Raw genomic sequence first — 14,810 nt, 5'->3', positions numbered from 1 at the left:
GCTCCTTCGAGCCGTCAGCTGTGATCAGTCAGCCTTGGGTTGGCTTTTCTGCTCTGCGGGCGCAGCCTGATCGGCGCTGATGGCGACGTGAGTGCCGTTGTCCAGCTTGAGCTGGCCGCCGGTCACCACTTGCTCGCCTGCTTTCAATCCCTTGCTGATGATCACCAGCCCGCCACGGCGCTCGCCGGTGGTCACGAAACGTCGTTCGACGGCCAGTTGCGGTTCACCCTTGTCGTTTTTTTCCAACTGGCCGTCAGTGCCTTTTTTCGGCACGACGACATACACCGAGTTGCCATACAGCGTGTAGGTGATGGTGCTTTCGGGCACCACCAGTTGCGGAGAGCCCTGTCCGAGGATGACCTGCAAATTGGCGAACATGCCGGGCAGCAGTTTGCTTTCGGGGTTGGGGAGGGTGGCACGCACGAGCACGTTGCGTGTGGCATCTTCGACCTTGGGGTTGATGGCGCTGATGCTGGCGATGAACACGGCGTCCGGGTAGGCCGCTACGCTGACCTGCACCTGTTGGCCGAGGGCGAGTTTTGGCAGCATTTGTTCCGGTACAAAGAAGTCGACGTAGAGGCTGCTCAGGTCTTGAAGGGTGGCGATGACCGTGCCGCTGGCGAGGTAATCGCCCACGTCCACCTGACGAATGCCGATGGTGCCGCTGAATGGCGCGAGAATGCGTTTCTTGGCCAGCGAGGCATTCAGTTGCGCGACACTGGCCGCGGCTTTTTTCTGCGTGGCGGCGAGCTTGTCGAAGTCGCCCCTGGAAATGGAACCATCGCCCACCAATTTGCTGCCGCGAGCGAAGTCCAGCTGCGCCAGACCCAAGTCAGCTTCGGCGGTGCCGAGCAGGCCTTTCTCCACGTCGCTGTCGAGTTGCACGAGGGGCTGGCCCACCTTGACCTTCTGGCCGGACTCGAACTGCAAGGCCTTGACCGTGCCAGAGATTTCCAACGCCAGGTCCACGCCTTGCAAAGCCCTGAGCGTGCCGATGGCAGGCAGGCGATTCTGCCAGGGACGTTCCTCGACCACTGCAACCGCCACATTGATCGGCGGCTTGGGGGCGGTGAATTGCTGGATCTGTTGGTAGATCGAAAATGCCTTGTACCCGCCCAGGGCCAGCACCACGATGACGACAACACCCAACATGATCAACATGCGGCGACGCAACATATTTCACTTCCTTGAAAAATAGATGAAGCAGGCGGCCTTGATGCTATCCCAGGCCTACCTCAACCACATGCAAATGGTTATCCCACAACCCTGCCGGCAGCTCCAGTGGCTGAGCAATCAGTGTGCTCTGGCGGCAATCGTAAAAGCGGCATCGGCCCTGTCCCGAGGTGACGACGAAACCCTCGGCGACTGCCCCGACACCCGCGCAATCAGGCAGCGGCGCATCCAGCCGGACCGCGCCGGTGTCCAGGTCCCAGATAAAGAAACGATTGCCGCGCGGCGCTGTTAAGGCGACCAGCCGCAATTCGCTGTGGATGGCCACGCTCGCGGTGTAGTGCGCCATCGCTTGCAACTGCTGTTCAGCCACGGGAAACGCCTGAAACGGTTGCCCCGGCCGTTTGATCGCGAGCAATTCGGCAGGCTCATGGGATGCCCCCATGAACTGTTGACCCGTCACCAGGGTGCCGTCAGCGGCAATCGCCATATGGCGAACGCTGTTCATCGGCTGGAACAAGGTTTCCTTGCTCAACAGCGTGCCGTCCCGTTGCATCAATACCAGGCTCGGTTCCATGGCATTCAGGTTCATCTCGACCCGGCTTTCGGCCTCGGTGCGGATGCCACCGTTTGCAACGGCAAGCGTCTCGCCGTCCGGCAACCAGGACACCTGATGCGGGCCTATGCCATGGGTCGGGATCTCACCACTGTGCGCCAGGCGATCATCGACAAACCGGTAGACGCCAAGTAATCCACGCCCCGGATCGGTGGTGTCGTTTTCGGTGGCGTACAGCCATTCCCCGTCCTTGTGAATAACCGCATGACCGTAGAAGTGTCGATTCGGCTTCGAGATGATGGTCTGCAACAGACGACCGTCGCGCAGGTCGATCAGGTAGCTCTCGGTCCCCGGTCTGCGGGCGACGAACAGCGCAATCGGCCGGTCTGGATGATTGACGATGTCGTGGCAACGCTGGGCCACCTGTGTGGCGAACACCTGAGTACCGTCCACGCGATACCCCACGGCGTAGTGCCTGCCATCGCTGTCATCCCGGGCAGACAACAGCAGCGGGCTTTCGCCTTTCTTTTTGAACAGCGTCCATCCACCCAGAGTACAGGCGCTGAGAACAAGGGTGCCGAGAGCCAAGGCCTGACGTCGCAACATATCAGTCACCATCATTGGCATTGAAGCCAAGCTGAATGCCTAGTGCTTTGGCGAGTTCGCCCTCGTGCAGGCGATGCACCTTGTTGAGGCTGTCGTAGAACGCGTTCAATTGCTGACGGCCTTGCTCGGTGGCGAGCAGCTCGACCAAGGGCGGCTTCAGCGCTGCCAACTGCTTTTGGCTTTCAGCGTAGGCAGCGTCGATCTTGTCAGCCAGGGGCTTCTGCTCGGCAGGTAACAGACTTCTCAGCCCTTTGTTGTCCACGCCAGACCAGACTGTTTCGGCGCTGGCGAGACCCGCTTGCAGGCTGCTCAGTGATGCCTTGCTGCGCCAGGCTTCGGCCTGGAAGGGTTGCGGCACGCCCTTGGTCTGGCGACCCAGCGGCGTGCCGAGTTTTTTCTTCAGACTATCCAGTGCGGTGACTTGCACGCGCAGCAGTTCGGCAATGGCTTCGTGGGCGTCGGCGTAGCGCTGGTTGGGGAATTTGCTCAACTGCGCGAGCATGCCGTCGGTGCTGTTCCAACCGTCGAGAATCTCTTGCGCCAGGGTTTTCTGGCGCTCGCCGATGGCAATCAACAGTGGGCAGTAGCGCGCTTTCTGGTCAGCGCTTGCCATGTCGATTTCGGCATCGAACAGGATGTATTCATACGCCGACAACCCCTGAACGACGACGCTGGATTTAGCCAGTTCATCGGCGCTGATGTGAGGCTGGGCAGTGACCAGTTGTTCGACCTGACGGCCCACGAGGTTCTTCTTGTCCGGCCAGAACTGTATCTGCCACGAACGGTTGCCTTCGGCCAGCGGACCGATCAGCAGTGGCTGCAGTTCGGCCCAGGCTTTCTGAGCGTGGAGGAAGTCGGCCCGCGCCGTGTCCAGATCGCTCTTGCCTTGGCAGAACGCCTGCGCACTCACCGCCAGTTGCCGGTCAGCGTCGACCCAGCGGCTGTAGGTCGGCAGGATCACCTGCCTGGCGATGGCGGCAGACGTCACGGCCTGTGGATCCGCCGGTGCGCAGGCACCCAACGCGAGCGCGGCGAGGCTGGTGAACAACAGCTTGGGGCGGAACATGTCCCGGCTCCTTATCGTTTGGATAATACGTTTATAGGGAATTCAGGAACGCCAGCAGGGCTGCCCGCTGCTGGGCGTCGAAAGCCAACACCTGACGTTGCGCGGGCAGTGCTTCGCCACCGTGCCACAGCACGGCTTCCATGATGCTGCGGGCGCGCCCGTCGTGCAGAAACTGCGTATGGCCGCCAACGGCCTGAGTCAGTCCGATGCCCCACAACGGCGGGGTTCGCCATTGCTGGCCGTTGGCCTGGAATTCCGTGAGGTTGTCGGCGAGCCCTTCGCCCATGTCGTGCAGCAACAGGTCGGTGTAAGGGCGGATCACCTGATTGGCGAGCTCGGGCTCGGCGGCGTTGGCTGCGGTCGTGAACTGCGGGGTGTGGCACTGCTGGCAACCGGCTTTGAAAAACAGATTCTTGCCGGCCAGCACTTGGGCGTCGGAGACGTCACGCCGCGCGGGCACGCCCAGATTGCGGGTGTAGAACGTGATCAGCCGCAGAATGTTATCGCTGACTTCCGGCTCACCGTCAGGGCCTTCACCGTTGGGCGCGGCAAGGCAGGCGGTCTGCGTCGGTGTGCAGTCATCCGCCGACTTGAGGCTGGAGGTCAGCCCCATGTCGCCGGCGAGGGCATGGGCGTTTTGCTGATTGAGACTGGGCTGCGAGGCCTTCCAGCCGAAACGTCCCAGCACGGTTTTCTGCTGTGCGTCGTCCCAGACCCAGTTGGGTGTGCCGGTGATCCCCGTGCCTTTACTGTCCTCCGGGTCGGCGTTGGCCAGAATCGCTGCTTCAGGAATGGCCTCCAGCAGACCCAGGCCGATCATGGGCGGCGCGATGCGGGCCGAGGCACGGGTCTGCGGGTGCATCGCCCCGTAACCGAGCTGGGTGATCTGCAGGGTAGGGCGACGCAGATGCGCGGGCGTACCGTCGCGGAAGTGCACGGTCATCGAGTCATATTCCACGCGCACTTTGCCTTCGGGTGTCACACCGGGAATCGCCATGTCCTGGAGCTGTTTGCCATAGACCGGCTCGGGTGTCAGGCCCAGACGCTTGATCTGCTCTGCGTAAGCAGGCTCATCGGGAATCGACAGGCGTACGAGCATTGACACGGCGTTGTCGGCGCCCGGCTCGGGCGGGTGTCCACGGCCATCCTTGATGTGGCAGTTCTGGCATGCATTGGTGTTGAACAAGGGACCCAGGCCGTCTCGCGCGGTCGTGGTCGAGGGCGCGATGACCCAGGGATTCCGGAAAAAGCTGTTGCCGACGCTGAAGTCCAGGCGCCGGGTCGGTGCAAGGTTGGCGGACGGAAGGGAAAACGCCGCGCGGTCCTTTTTGTAGACGGTGGTTGCGCCGCCGGATCGTGCCTCGCCAGGCTCGGCGGCGGTAAAACGCGGGGCGTCGTCGCACCCGCCAAGGGCCGAGGCCATCAGCAGGAAAAGCCAGAGACGGAACCGCGCAGTCATACACATCCTGCAAAGGGCTGGAAATCGGGGCGAGAGCTTACCAGCCCCGTTGTTCAGGAATAAGAGGGATTTGCGTTTGTAAGTGTCTCTCGAAACGTGTTGTAACCAATTTGCCGCCAGACCCGAGGTTTGGCGGCAAAGCACGAGTCAGACGCCGGCAATTTCCAGCGCGGGATTTTCCACCAACAGTTGCATCAGCCGACGTTCACCTTCTACGACCTTGAACGATCGGTAGTCGCCAATGCTGTCGAGCTGTCGCTCGCGTTCGCGAATGGCGAGCTCCTTGGCGCGTTCGTAGCCGTAGTATTCGACTCTGAATGACTTGGTCACGCTGCTGCCATTGCGTAGCGTCGTGCGCGCCACCCAGTAGGCAATGCCGGTGTAGCAGCGGTAATGCACGCCGGGATAGCCGCTGGTATTGGTTGAGATGAGTCGTTGGCGGATGTCGCGGCTGAGTTTGGGCAGATGATCGAGCAGCAATTGGTCGCGGCAAGCATCGGCTGCTTTGCGGGCGGCTTCGCGGCCACCGTAGCGAGAGAATGAAAACAATCTGTTGAAGGTTCTTCCATCACGGTAGATCGTCACTTTCCAGGCACGAGGCCCCTTGATGCCGACCAACAGATGGATGCCGTAGTCATTGGCTTTGAGTGTGCTGACGCGGCGCCTTTTGTTGTTTCTCTTGGGCACTTTCTGTCTCCTCCTGGATAGGGTGGGGTCAAGGAAGTGCGCATGATCGACGGCCAATAGAGCGCGTTCAATCCGACAGGGGGCGAACAGGAAACGCCCTACAAAACTTACGGATCGGTCTTCAGAAACCCCGTGTTCACAGGGAGGTGACGGTTTTTTCGTGGTCAAAAAAAGGCCGACCCGCCAATGGATCGGCCTTCTTTTGACGTTCATCGCCCTGCGCTCAGACGAGTGCCTGGCAGGCATCGATCAGGATCGGACTAAAAAAACGGGCCCATCAGAATTCGTGATCGGCGTTGTCCGGGTTCAGGTCGGTGATGCCCAGCTTGCCAGCGGCTTGCTCGATGGCGCCGGTCTGCTTCACCAGTGCCTCGATGGCGTCACGAACCACCTGATTGCCAGCGGTATTGCCCGCCGCGATCAACTGGTCGAAATGTTCGCCCTTGTTGGCGTGATCGACAATCGCCTGCAGTTTCGCCTGTGTCGCATCCAGGTCGGCGCGTACGGTGCTGTCGGTCGCGGCATCGGCCTTGGCGACCAGCGAGGACAGGCTTGGACCGCTGACTTTGCTGCCGTCCACGCGGGTGTACTCACCCAGGTAAACGTTGCGGATCCCCAGACCGTTGTAGAAGTGGGAGTTGTGGGTGTTGTCGCTGAAGCAGTCGTGTTCGTCTTCGCTGGAGTTGGCTTCCAGCGCCACCTTCATTCGCTCACCCGCCAGCTCGCCCAGGGACAGGCTGCCCATGCCGAACAGCATTTTACGCAGGCCGTTTTCAGCAGGCTCCGCTTCCAGCGTGGCGCGGTAGTTGTCGGCAACGCCCGGTTTCCAGTTGTTGACCATTTCTTCCAGGTCGCTCACCAGCAGGTCGGTCGCGGCTTTCAGGTAGGCACGACGACGGTCGTTATGGCCACCGGTGCCCCCTTTGCCTTCAATGTAGTCACTCGCGGGACGTTCGCCGGCGCCCGGGCCGTTACCGTGCAGATCCTGGCCCCAGAGCAGGAATTCGATCGCGTGGTAACCGGTCGCAACGTTGGCTTCGGAGCCACCCAGCTCGTTCAGGCTGGCCAGTTTCTCGGGCGTGATTTCGGTGACATCGACCTTGTCTTCGCCGACCTGCACCGACGTGTTGGCGATGATGTTGGCGGTCGCGCCCGGGTTGCCGAGCGCATGCTGGTAATCCTTGGCCACGTAGTCGATCAGGCCTTCATCCAGCGGCCAGGCGTTCACCTGACCTTCCCAGTCGTCGATGAGGGTATTGCCGAAGCGGAACACTTCGCTCTGCATGTACGGCACACGCGCCGCGATCCAGGCGTCGCGCGCAGCTTTCAAGGTCTGGTCGTTCGGCGTGGCGAGGAATGCGTCCACCGCGGTGCTGAGTTTCTTTGCAGTGGATTCGGCATCGCTGAACACGGCGAAAACGATGTTCGCGTAATTAGCGACCACGGCCTTGGCGGCGGCATCGCTGGTCTGGGTCGATGCTGCTGGCGCGGCTGCGGGAGCCGGCGCGGTTGCAGCGGGCGTCGGGGTGGGCGCGGCGGCGGGCTTGTCCTTGCCTTGGTCACAACCGGCCAGAGCGATAGCGATGGCCAGCAGACTTGCAGTTGCCAGGGGCGTACGAATCATGACGGAATCCTGCGTCGGAAGAATGTGTAAACGGTGGCGGGCGCCAACAAAAAAAGCTGCGCAATAATGCGAAAGATTTGCATTCTGTGTAAAGGCAAAACGCCTTGTTGCGGACGGGGGAGGTATTTCAAGCTGTTACAAGGGGTTTCAGCGTGATCGTTAGTTGATCTCTGCGCAGGCGCTTGCCGGTTGTTGGTCTGGCCACAAGTCGGTCAGCGTGCGTGAATGACTGCAAACATGATTGCGGGAGGGTGTTTGCCGACTGTGTTTGGTCAAATGTATTGATAGAGGATGACCCATCGCGCTCGCGGGCAAGCGCGCTCCTACAACCGCGTGGCGGTGGCTACAGAATCCCCACGTGCGTCCGCTGGGCCTGCTTCAGATAAGACAGCAGCTCCCGCGCGGGCAGCGGCTTGCTGTAGAAATAGCCCTGACCTTCGTGGCAGCCCTCGGAGATGATGTATGCCTCTTGCTCCGTGGTTTCCACGCCCTCGGCGATGACCTGCATGCCCAGGCTTTTGCCGAGCTGGATGATGGCGCGCACGATAGTGGCGTCGTCATCGTCGTCGATCAGGTCTTGCACGAAGCTCTTGTCGATCTTGATCTTGTCCAGCGGCAGGCTCTTCAGATAGCTCAGCGAGGAATAGCCTGTCCCGAAGTCGTCGATGGCAATCAACGCCCCGGAGCGACGCAGGCTGAGGAGGTGCTGAGCGGCGGTGCTGATGTCTTCCATCAGGCCGGTTTCCGTGACTTCAAGTTCCAGGCTGCGTGGCGGAAGACGGTAGATCTGCAGCAGGTTGTTGACCACGCGAGGCAGCTCGGCGTGGTGCAGTTGCACGGTGGACAGGTTCACGGCCATGCGCAGGTCGCTAAAGCCCTGATCGTGCCATTCGCGCAGTTGTTTGCAGGCCTGGTCCAGCACCCATTCGCCGATGGCAATGATGGTGCCGTTCTGTTCGGCCAGCGGAATGAACTGATCGGGCGGGACGAAGCCGTGCTCGGGGTGAATCCAGCGAATCAGGGCCTCGACGCCGACGACGCGCTGGTCGCGATAGCTGATCTGAGGTTGGTACACCAGATGGAACTGGTTGCGCACCAGGGCTTCGCGCAGGTCTTTTTCAAGCTCGCGGCGGCGACGCATCTCGCTGTCGACGCTGGCGATATAGAACTGATAACGGTTGCGCGAACGTGTCTTCGCCAAGGTCATCGTCTGCTCGGCTTTTTGCAGCAGCTTTTCGGTACTGTCGCCATCCTCCGGGAACAGGGTGATGCCGATGGTTGCGCGCAGGCGGATTTCCTGTTGATCGACGGCGAACGGCGCCTCCAGGTCATCAAGAATGTTTTGTGCCAGCTCTGCTGCTTCATAAGGCTGTTCGATGTCGGCCTGCACCAGCGCGAACTGGTCGCCACCCAGGCGTGCGAGCGCGCCCAGACGGCCACTGTGACCACGCAGACGGTCGGCCAGCGCCAACAGCAGTTGGTCACCCGCCTGATAACTGAATTGTTCGTTGATCCCCTTGAAATCATCGAGGCCGACGCATAGCACGGCCACGCGGTGCTGCACGCGTCCGGCGTCGATCAGAATCTTGTCCAGTTGCTGTTGCAGTTGCTGACGGTTGGGCAGCCCGGTCAGAAAATCATATTGGGCCATGCGCAACAGGCTCGACTCCGCCTCGTGTCGCAAGTGGGTATTGCGCTCGATGGAGGCCAGGAGTTGATTGGCGGTGCTGACCCAAAGGCCCAGTTCGTTCTTCTCATGCCCCTTGAGCAGCGGCAATTGGTGTTCGCTGGGGCGGTCAGGGTTGATGCTCGTCAGGTGCTCGATGATGCGCGACAGCGGTTTGGTCAGCAGCCAGTGATACACCAGATACAACACCAACCCCATCGCCAGAGCGCGCAGTACGCCGGAAATAAAGATGATCATCGAATTGACGAGAAAGCCCTCGCCATAGGTCGCGGTATCGAGGGTGATGCGCAGATCGCCGTAGTATTCGCTGTACGGGCTGCGGCCTACCAACTGCGTGGTGAAGCTGCGTTCCTTGCCGAGGATCGGGTCGGTCAGCCAACGGGTCGGCGAGTGTTTGAGGTCCCGGGTTTTTTCCGCGAGCAATGTCTCGTTGGGATGGCCGATGGATGCCATGCGTACGGCCTTGTCCTGAAACAGCCCCTCGATGACCTGCATGCCCATTTCCCGGTCCAGGCTATAGACCGCCTGGGTCGATGGATCACGGAACATGTCGAGAATCCGCTCGGCGTCAGTGGCGACGGCCTGTCGGGTCTTGTAGGCGTCGTAAACGATTTGTGCGCAACTGAGCACAACGCCCACGACAAGCGCTGAGAGCAACACCACACGCAGCAGCTTCACCGACAAGCTGTTCTTGAGTTCCAGCTTCAAATGGGCATTCCTTCATCCATGCTGATAGCGGGTGACTGTATGCAAGCATTGGCAATGCACGCCATGGGGTCAAGGCTCGATACACCTGACCTGTTTCATTCAGATAACGATCCACATGCAGGCAAGTAAGGCTATCAGTACTGTGTCGGTAAACAGGGGGTGGAACTTGAGCTTCTTTTCATCTGTTCGAACGAAACTGATATTAGTCCGCTATCGCTTTCTGACAATACATAAAGGACGAACAGAAGGCGAAAAAAAACCCGGCGGTGCCGGGTTTTTCTCTAAGTCGCGCTCTGATGCAGCGATCAGGCGGTGAAGGCTTTGCCTTCGAACTGCTCGGCGACGAACTTCCAGTTCACCAGGTTCCAGAACGCTTCGACGTATTTTGGACGCAGGTTACGGTAGTCGATGTAGTAGGCGTGTTCCCAGACGTCGCAGGTCAGCAGCGGGGTGTCGCCGCTGGTCAGCGGGTTGCCGGCGCCGATGGTGCTGGCCAGCGCCAGGGAGCCGTCAGCTTTCTTCACCAGCCAGCCCCAGCCGGAGCCGAAGGTGCCGATGGACGTCTTGCTGAATTCTTCCTTGAACTTGTCGAAGGAGCCGAACGCAGCGTTGATGGCGTCAGCCAGCGCACCGGTAGGTTGGCCGCCAGCGTTTGGCGCCAGGCAGTTCCAGTAGAACGTGTGGTTCCAGACCTGGGCTGCGTTGTTGAAGATACCGCCCGAGGAGGACTTGACGATTTCTTCCAGAGTCTTGCCTTCGAACTCGGTGCCTGGCACCAGGTTGTTCAGGTTCACGACGTAGGTGTTGTGGTGCTTGTCGTGGTGGTATTCCAGAGTTTCCTTGGAGATGTGCGGTGCCAGAGCATCATGAGCGTACGGCAGCGGAGGCAATTCGAAAGCCATGGTAATTCTCCTAATCAGGTCAGTTGCGGTTAGCGCAAGGCCGATCACGGGCGGCCAGACAGAACATACGCCGGAGAGTCTTTTACTCTTTGCGGCGCAGGGGTCTGGATCATAGCACCGGGTCCGGCCCATAACCACGCAACAACTGTGTGGGATAGAGGTTCCAGAGCGTTGCACGGGAAACATGGATATTTTTGATGCGTCGCCAGGCGCATGATCAGGCTGTTCTGATCAATTGCACCGCGACGCTGAACATCATGACGGCGACCATCAGATCCAGCAGACGCCAGGTCGCCGGTCGGGCAAGCCAGGGTGCGAGCCAGGCTGCACCGATTGCCAGTGTCGAGAACCACAGCAGTGACGCACTGGCGGCACCGGCCACGTAGGCGCCCGGTTCCAGCTGCTGGGCCCCAAGCGACCCGATCAGCAGGACGGTGTCGAGGTAAACGTGCGGGTTGAGGAGCGTCACGGCCAATGCCGTCAGCAGCACTGCGCGGCGCGAACGCTGGCCGTCAGCGTCGCCGTGTTGCAGGCTCTGTGGCGAGACGGCGCGGCGCAGGGCTTTGCCGCCGTACCACAGCAGAAATGCCAGGCCACCCCAGCGCGCGACGGCCAGCAAGGTCGGGTTATGCGCCAGTACATTGGCCAGCCCGAACACGCCGGCGGTGACCAGCACCGCATCGCACACGATGCATAACAACGCCACCGACAGGTGATGCTCGCGGCGCAAGCTTTGCGCCAGTACATAGGCATTCTGGGTACCGATGGCCATGATCAGGCCGAACGCAACCAGCAGGCCGTTGAGGTAGCTTTGCCACATGGGGGTCGTGCTCCAGAAGTCGATGAGGCGAATTGCACATTGCTGTGGCGATTGTCGGTGGATTAGCGGTATAAGAAAAACCAATAATGCTCATCGCTCATTAGGGAAAGTGATGTTCGACTACAAATTGCTTTCGGCGCTGGCGGCTGTGATTGAACAGGCGGGCTTTGAACGCGCAGCGCAAGTGCTGGGCCTGTCGCAGTCGGCCGTTTCACAACGGATCAAACTGCTGGAGGCACGCATCGGTCAGCCGGTGCTGGTGCGGGCGACGCCACCCAGCCCCACTGACATCGGTCGGCGCCTGTTGAACCACGTTCAGCAGGTGCGGTTGCTGGAGCGAGACCTGCAAAGCGTGGTCCCGGCACTGGACGAGGGCGGTATTCCGGAACGGCTGCGCATCGCCCTGAACGCGGACAGTCTGGCCACCTGGTGGGCGCTGGCGGTGGGGGATTTTTGTGCCGAACACCGGTTGCTGACCGATCTGGTCGTCGAGGATCAGGACGTGGGCCTCAAGCGCATGCGTGCCGGTGAGGTCGCGGCCTGTCTATGTGGCAGCGAACGCCCGGTGGCGGGCGCGCGCAGTTTGCCACTGGGCGCCATGCGTTACCGTGCGTTGGCCAGCCCGGCGTTTATTGCGCGGCATTTCCCCAACGGCGTCACGGCTCAGGCGCTGGGGCGTTCACCGGCTCTGGTCTTCGGGCCGGATGACTTTCTGCAGCACCGCTATCTGGCCTCGCTGGGCGTCGAAGGCGGTTTCGAACATCACTTGTGCCCGTCATCTGAAGGTTTCATCCGCATGACGGAGTCCGGAATGGGTTGGGGGCTGGTCCCTGAATTGCAGGTGCGCGAGCAACTGGCGAGCGGCAAGCTCGTGGAATTGTTGAGTGATCGCTGCATCGATGTGCCCTTGTACTGGCATCATTGGCGCAATGGCGGGCAGTTGTTGACCCAGTTGACCGATCATCTGGCGAAGAAAGCCGGTCAATGGTTAGTGCCGCTGAAGGCGCACTGAGCGTCAATGCCAGTCTGTTAACAGGCAAACGCAACATGTACACATCAACGGAGCGGTAAATGAAGATTCTGGTCACCGGCGCAAGCGGCTTTATCGGCGGACGCTTTGCGCGTTTTGCCCTGGAGCAGGGATTGAGCGTCCGGGTCAACGGCCGTCGCGCGCAAGGCGTTGAGCATCTGGTGCGGCGCGGCGCCGAATTCATTCAAGGCGACCTGAGTGATCCAGAACTGGTACACGCCTTGTGCGACGACGTCGAGGCGGTCGTCCATTGCGCGGGGGCTGTGGGCACGTGGGGACGTCGTCAGGATTTCCATCAGGGCAACGTTCAGGTCACTGAAAACGTCGTCGAAGCCTGTCTCAAGCAACACGTCCGCCGGCTGGTGCACTTGTCCTCGCCTTCGATCTATTTCGATGGGCAGTCGCACCTTAACCTCCGTGAAGAGCAGGTACCCAAGCGCTTCCATAATCACTACGCCGCGACCAAATACCTGGCCGAGCAAAAGGTGTTTGGCGCTGCCGAATTCGGGCTGGAGGTCATCGCGTTGCGTCCTCGGTTCGTCACGGGCGCGGGAGACACCAGCATCTTCCCGAGACTGATGCAGATGCAGCGCAAGAAGCGCCTGTCGATCATCGGCAATGGCCTGAACAAAGTCGATTTCACCAGCATTCAGAACCTGAACGAAGCGATGCTCAGCAGTTTGCTGGCGACAGGTTCGGCATTGGGCAAGGCTTACAACATCAGTAACGGCACGCCGATTCCGATCTGGGACGTGGTCAATTACGTCATGCGTCAGATGCAATTGCCGCCTGTCACGCGTTATCGCTCGTACGGGCTGGCCTACAGCGCGGCGGCGATCAATGAAGCTGCCTGCATGCTCTGGCCTGGCCGACCTGAACCGACGCTGTCCAGAATGGGCATGCAGGTCATGAACCGAGATTTCACGCTTGATATCAGTCGCGCTCAGTATTATCTGGATTACCGGCCCAATGTCAGCGTCTGGACCGCGCTCGATGAGTTCTGCAACTGGTGGAAGGCGCAGCACGGTCAGGCGGTTTAAAACGGTCGGCGTTTAATAAGGTCCCACGTGTCGCGGTTATACTGCCGCCATTCAGATTCAGCGGTCTTTAAAGGGAAACACATGCGCAAAGATCCGTATGACGACATCGATGACGTTCCGAGCCTCAGCGCCAAAGATGATGACGACGACTTCATCCCGACCGCCGGTGCCCGAGAGCGCACCACGGTGTATTCACGCACCACGCCTGTGGTCAAGGTCAAAGCCCCGGGCACAGGCGCCTTGTGGGCCTTAATCGGGGCGCTGTTCATTGCATTCTGTGGCTTGGGCTGGTGGAGTTTTCAGCAGGTTTCGTTGATGGAGCAACAACTGGTCGCCACCCAGGAAAGCTTCGCGCGTATCAGCGAGGAAGCGGCGGGGCGCCTGCAGGATATCTCCGGCAAGGTGGTCGCCACCGAGTCGGTGGCCAACAGTGGTGGTGAGGCGTTGAAAGCGCAGATCAAGCAATTGCAGGATCAGCTCGCCGATCAGAGCAAGCAGCAGCAAGGCGTCGCGGGGTTGCAGGGTGGTCTGGACAAGCGTCTGGAGCAGATTGCGGCTCAAGCGACGCAGCAGCAAGCGACCAATCAGCAGTTGCAGGATCAGTTGAAGACGGTCTCGACCGAGCTGGCTACGCTGAAGGCGGCGATGCCTGACAGCAAGTCGGCGCAATCGCAGCAGGATCGTCTGGAGTCGGAACTCAAAGGCCTGAGTGCCGATGTGGCGAATTTGAAGAAGAGCAATAACAGTCAGGCGATCGAGCGTCTGGAGCAGGACATGATTGTGCTCAAGAGCGAGCAGGATAATCGTCCTGCGCAGCCGGCCTCATCCGCAGCGAGCACGGCGGAGTTCGATGCGTTTCGCGGGCAGATGACGCGCAATCTCAATACCTTGCAGAGTCAGATTCAGACGTTGTCGCAGCAGATCAATGCGCGGGGGCAGTAGGCGCACTGAGTGAGGCGTGAGTGCGGACAGTGAGGTGAGATGTTCGCTGTTTGTGGTGGCGCTGCTTTCTTGGTTTGGCCTAAGGGCCAAACTGTTTCGCCTCCGGCGAGTTACTTGGAAAAGCACCCCAAGTCACCAAGGGTGCTTGCTCTTGGTTTGGCCCTCCTGCGTCGGGTACCCGCACTCCGATGACGCTTCGTGGGCCCGCCGCCATCCGCCATCCATGGCGGCGGGCGGCTCTCGCGGCATCCATGCCGCTCGACCCATTGCGCATCGTCTGCGTTTGGCCTGCACCCAAGTCGCGTTTTGTGGTGTCTGGACTGTCGCGCACAAGAGCAACGCTGGCTGGAGCTAATGCTCCTCGCATTCTTGGTACGTGCATCCATTTCCCGCACACCACTCTCTCTTGTAGGACCGCGCTTGTCCCGCGATCTGCCGGGAACCGGCAGCAAGACCTGTGCATGCAGGGTGTCAGGCAGAATCGAGTCGCCTGGTTTTGCTACCGCTGCGCGG

The 14,810-nt window shown here is 60.4% G+C and carries 12 protein-coding genes; 3 read left to right on the top strand and 9 right to left on the bottom strand.

Annotated elements, in window-relative coordinates; genetic code table 11:
* Positions 1 to 24: 24 nt before the first annotated feature.
* The 9 genes from BMY73_RS23805 to BMY73_RS23765 form a co-directional block, all read right to left on the bottom strand.
* The gene (locus BMY73_RS23805) at positions 25 to 1,176 is read right to left on the bottom strand and encodes an efflux RND transporter periplasmic adaptor subunit (RefSeq protein WP_092410186.1); all 1,152 of its coding nucleotides are present in this window, start codon (positions 1,174 to 1,176) and stop codon (positions 25 to 27) included.
* A 43-nt stretch (positions 1,177 to 1,219) separates the two neighbouring features.
* On the bottom strand, positions 1,220 to 2,332 hold the full coding sequence (locus BMY73_RS23800; protein WP_092410184.1) for a DUF1513 domain-containing protein: 1,113 nt from the start codon (positions 2,330 to 2,332) through the stop codon (positions 1,220 to 1,222).
* Between the two features lies 1 nt (position 2,333).
* Entirely contained in the window at positions 2,334 to 3,398 is a 1,065-nt protein-coding gene (locus BMY73_RS23795) for an imelysin family protein (protein WP_092410182.1), read from the bottom strand.
* A gap of 31 nt (positions 3,399 to 3,429) precedes the next feature.
* Positions 3,430 to 4,857, bottom strand: a complete 1,428-nt coding sequence (locus BMY73_RS23790; protein WP_092410180.1) for a di-heme oxidoreductase family protein — start codon at positions 4,855 to 4,857, stop codon at positions 3,430 to 3,432.
* A 147-nt stretch (positions 4,858 to 5,004) separates the two neighbouring features.
* Positions 5,005 to 5,544 carry an AP2/ERF family transcription factor gene (locus BMY73_RS23785; RefSeq protein WP_062384048.1) on the bottom strand — a complete coding sequence of 180 codons (540 nt, stop codon included), beginning with the start codon at positions 5,542 to 5,544 and terminating at the stop codon, positions 5,005 to 5,007.
* A gap of 277 nt (positions 5,545 to 5,821) precedes the next feature.
* Positions 5,822 to 7,168, bottom strand: coding sequence for an imelysin family protein (locus tag BMY73_RS23780; protein WP_092410176.1), 1,347 nt, complete (start codon positions 7,166 to 7,168; stop codon positions 5,822 to 5,824).
* 343 nt (positions 7,169 to 7,511) lie between these two features.
* Positions 7,512 to 9,563 (bottom strand): putative bifunctional diguanylate cyclase/phosphodiesterase, encoded by a 2,052-nt coding sequence (locus BMY73_RS23775; RefSeq protein WP_092410174.1) that lies wholly within the window; start codon positions 9,561 to 9,563, stop codon positions 7,512 to 7,514.
* 305 nt (positions 9,564 to 9,868) lie between these two features.
* Positions 9,869 to 10,465, bottom strand: coding sequence for a superoxide dismutase (locus BMY73_RS23770; RefSeq protein ID WP_062384041.1), 597 nt, complete (start codon positions 10,463 to 10,465; stop codon positions 9,869 to 9,871).
* A gap of 217 nt (positions 10,466 to 10,682) precedes the next feature.
* Positions 10,683 to 11,285 carry a LysE/ArgO family amino acid transporter gene (locus BMY73_RS23765; protein WP_092410172.1) on the bottom strand — a complete coding sequence of 201 codons (603 nt, stop codon included), beginning with the start codon at positions 11,283 to 11,285 and terminating at the stop codon, positions 10,683 to 10,685.
* Positions 11,286 to 11,397: 112 nt separating this feature from the next.
* On the opposite strand from BMY73_RS23765, the gene BMY73_RS23760 reads away from it, so the two are divergent.
* The 3 genes from BMY73_RS23760 (at position 11,398) to BMY73_RS23750 (ending at position 14,297) form a co-directional block, all read left to right on the top strand.
* Complete coding sequence (locus BMY73_RS23760; RefSeq protein WP_092410170.1) at positions 11,398 to 12,297, top strand: LysR family transcriptional regulator ArgP; 900 nt, start codon at positions 11,398 to 11,400, stop codon at positions 12,295 to 12,297.
* A gap of 59 nt (positions 12,298 to 12,356) precedes the next feature.
* Complete coding sequence (locus tag BMY73_RS23755; RefSeq protein WP_062384032.1) at positions 12,357 to 13,355, top strand: NAD-dependent epimerase/dehydratase family protein; 999 nt, start codon at positions 12,357 to 12,359, stop codon at positions 13,353 to 13,355.
* An 81-nt stretch (positions 13,356 to 13,436) separates the two neighbouring features.
* Positions 13,437 to 14,297: an ATPase gene (locus tag BMY73_RS23750; RefSeq protein ID WP_092410168.1), complete on the top strand. Its 861-nt coding sequence runs from the start codon at positions 13,437 to 13,439 to the stop codon at positions 14,295 to 14,297.
* Positions 14,298 to 14,810: the final 513 nt, after the last annotated feature.

The organism is Pseudomonas sp. NFACC02 (assembly GCF_900110765.1).
Taxonomy (GTDB): domain Bacteria; phylum Pseudomonadota; class Gammaproteobacteria; order Pseudomonadales; family Pseudomonadaceae; genus Aquipseudomonas.
This window is presented reverse-complemented; position numbering and strand designations above follow the sequence as displayed.

Bases quoted from the DNA above. Each gene is read 5' to 3' on its own strand.
- BMY73_RS23790 (WP_092410180.1), bottom strand. From the start codon at position 4,857: ATGACTGCGCGGTTCCGTCTCTGGCTTTTCCTGCTGATGGCCTCGGCC.
- BMY73_RS23780 (WP_092410176.1), bottom strand. From the start codon at position 7,168: ATGATTCGTACGCCCCTGGCAACTGCAAGTCTGCTGGCCATCGCTATC.
- BMY73_RS23770 (WP_062384041.1), bottom strand. From the start codon at position 10,465: ATGGCTTTCGAATTGCCTCCGCTGCCGTACGCTCATGATGCTCTGGCA.
- BMY73_RS23760 (WP_092410170.1), top strand. From the start codon at position 11,398: ATGTTCGACTACAAATTGCTTTCGGCGCTGGCGGCTGTGATTGAACAG.
- BMY73_RS23805 (WP_092410186.1), bottom strand. From the start codon at position 1,176: ATGTTGCGTCGCCGCATGTTGATCATGTTGGGTGTTGTCGTCATCGTG.
- BMY73_RS23750 (WP_092410168.1), top strand. From the start codon at position 13,437: ATGCGCAAAGATCCGTATGACGACATCGATGACGTTCCGAGCCTCAGC.
- BMY73_RS23755 (WP_062384032.1), top strand. From the start codon at position 12,357: ATGAAGATTCTGGTCACCGGCGCAAGCGGCTTTATCGGCGGACGCTTT.
- BMY73_RS23795 (WP_092410182.1), bottom strand. From the start codon at position 3,398: ATGTTCCGCCCCAAGCTGTTGTTCACCAGCCTCGCCGCGCTCGCGTTG.
- BMY73_RS23800 (WP_092410184.1), bottom strand. From the start codon at position 2,332: ATGTTGCGACGTCAGGCCTTGGCTCTCGGCACCCTTGTTCTCAGCGCC.
- BMY73_RS23765 (WP_092410172.1), bottom strand. From the start codon at position 11,285: ATGTGGCAAAGCTACCTCAACGGCCTGCTGGTTGCGTTCGGCCTGATC.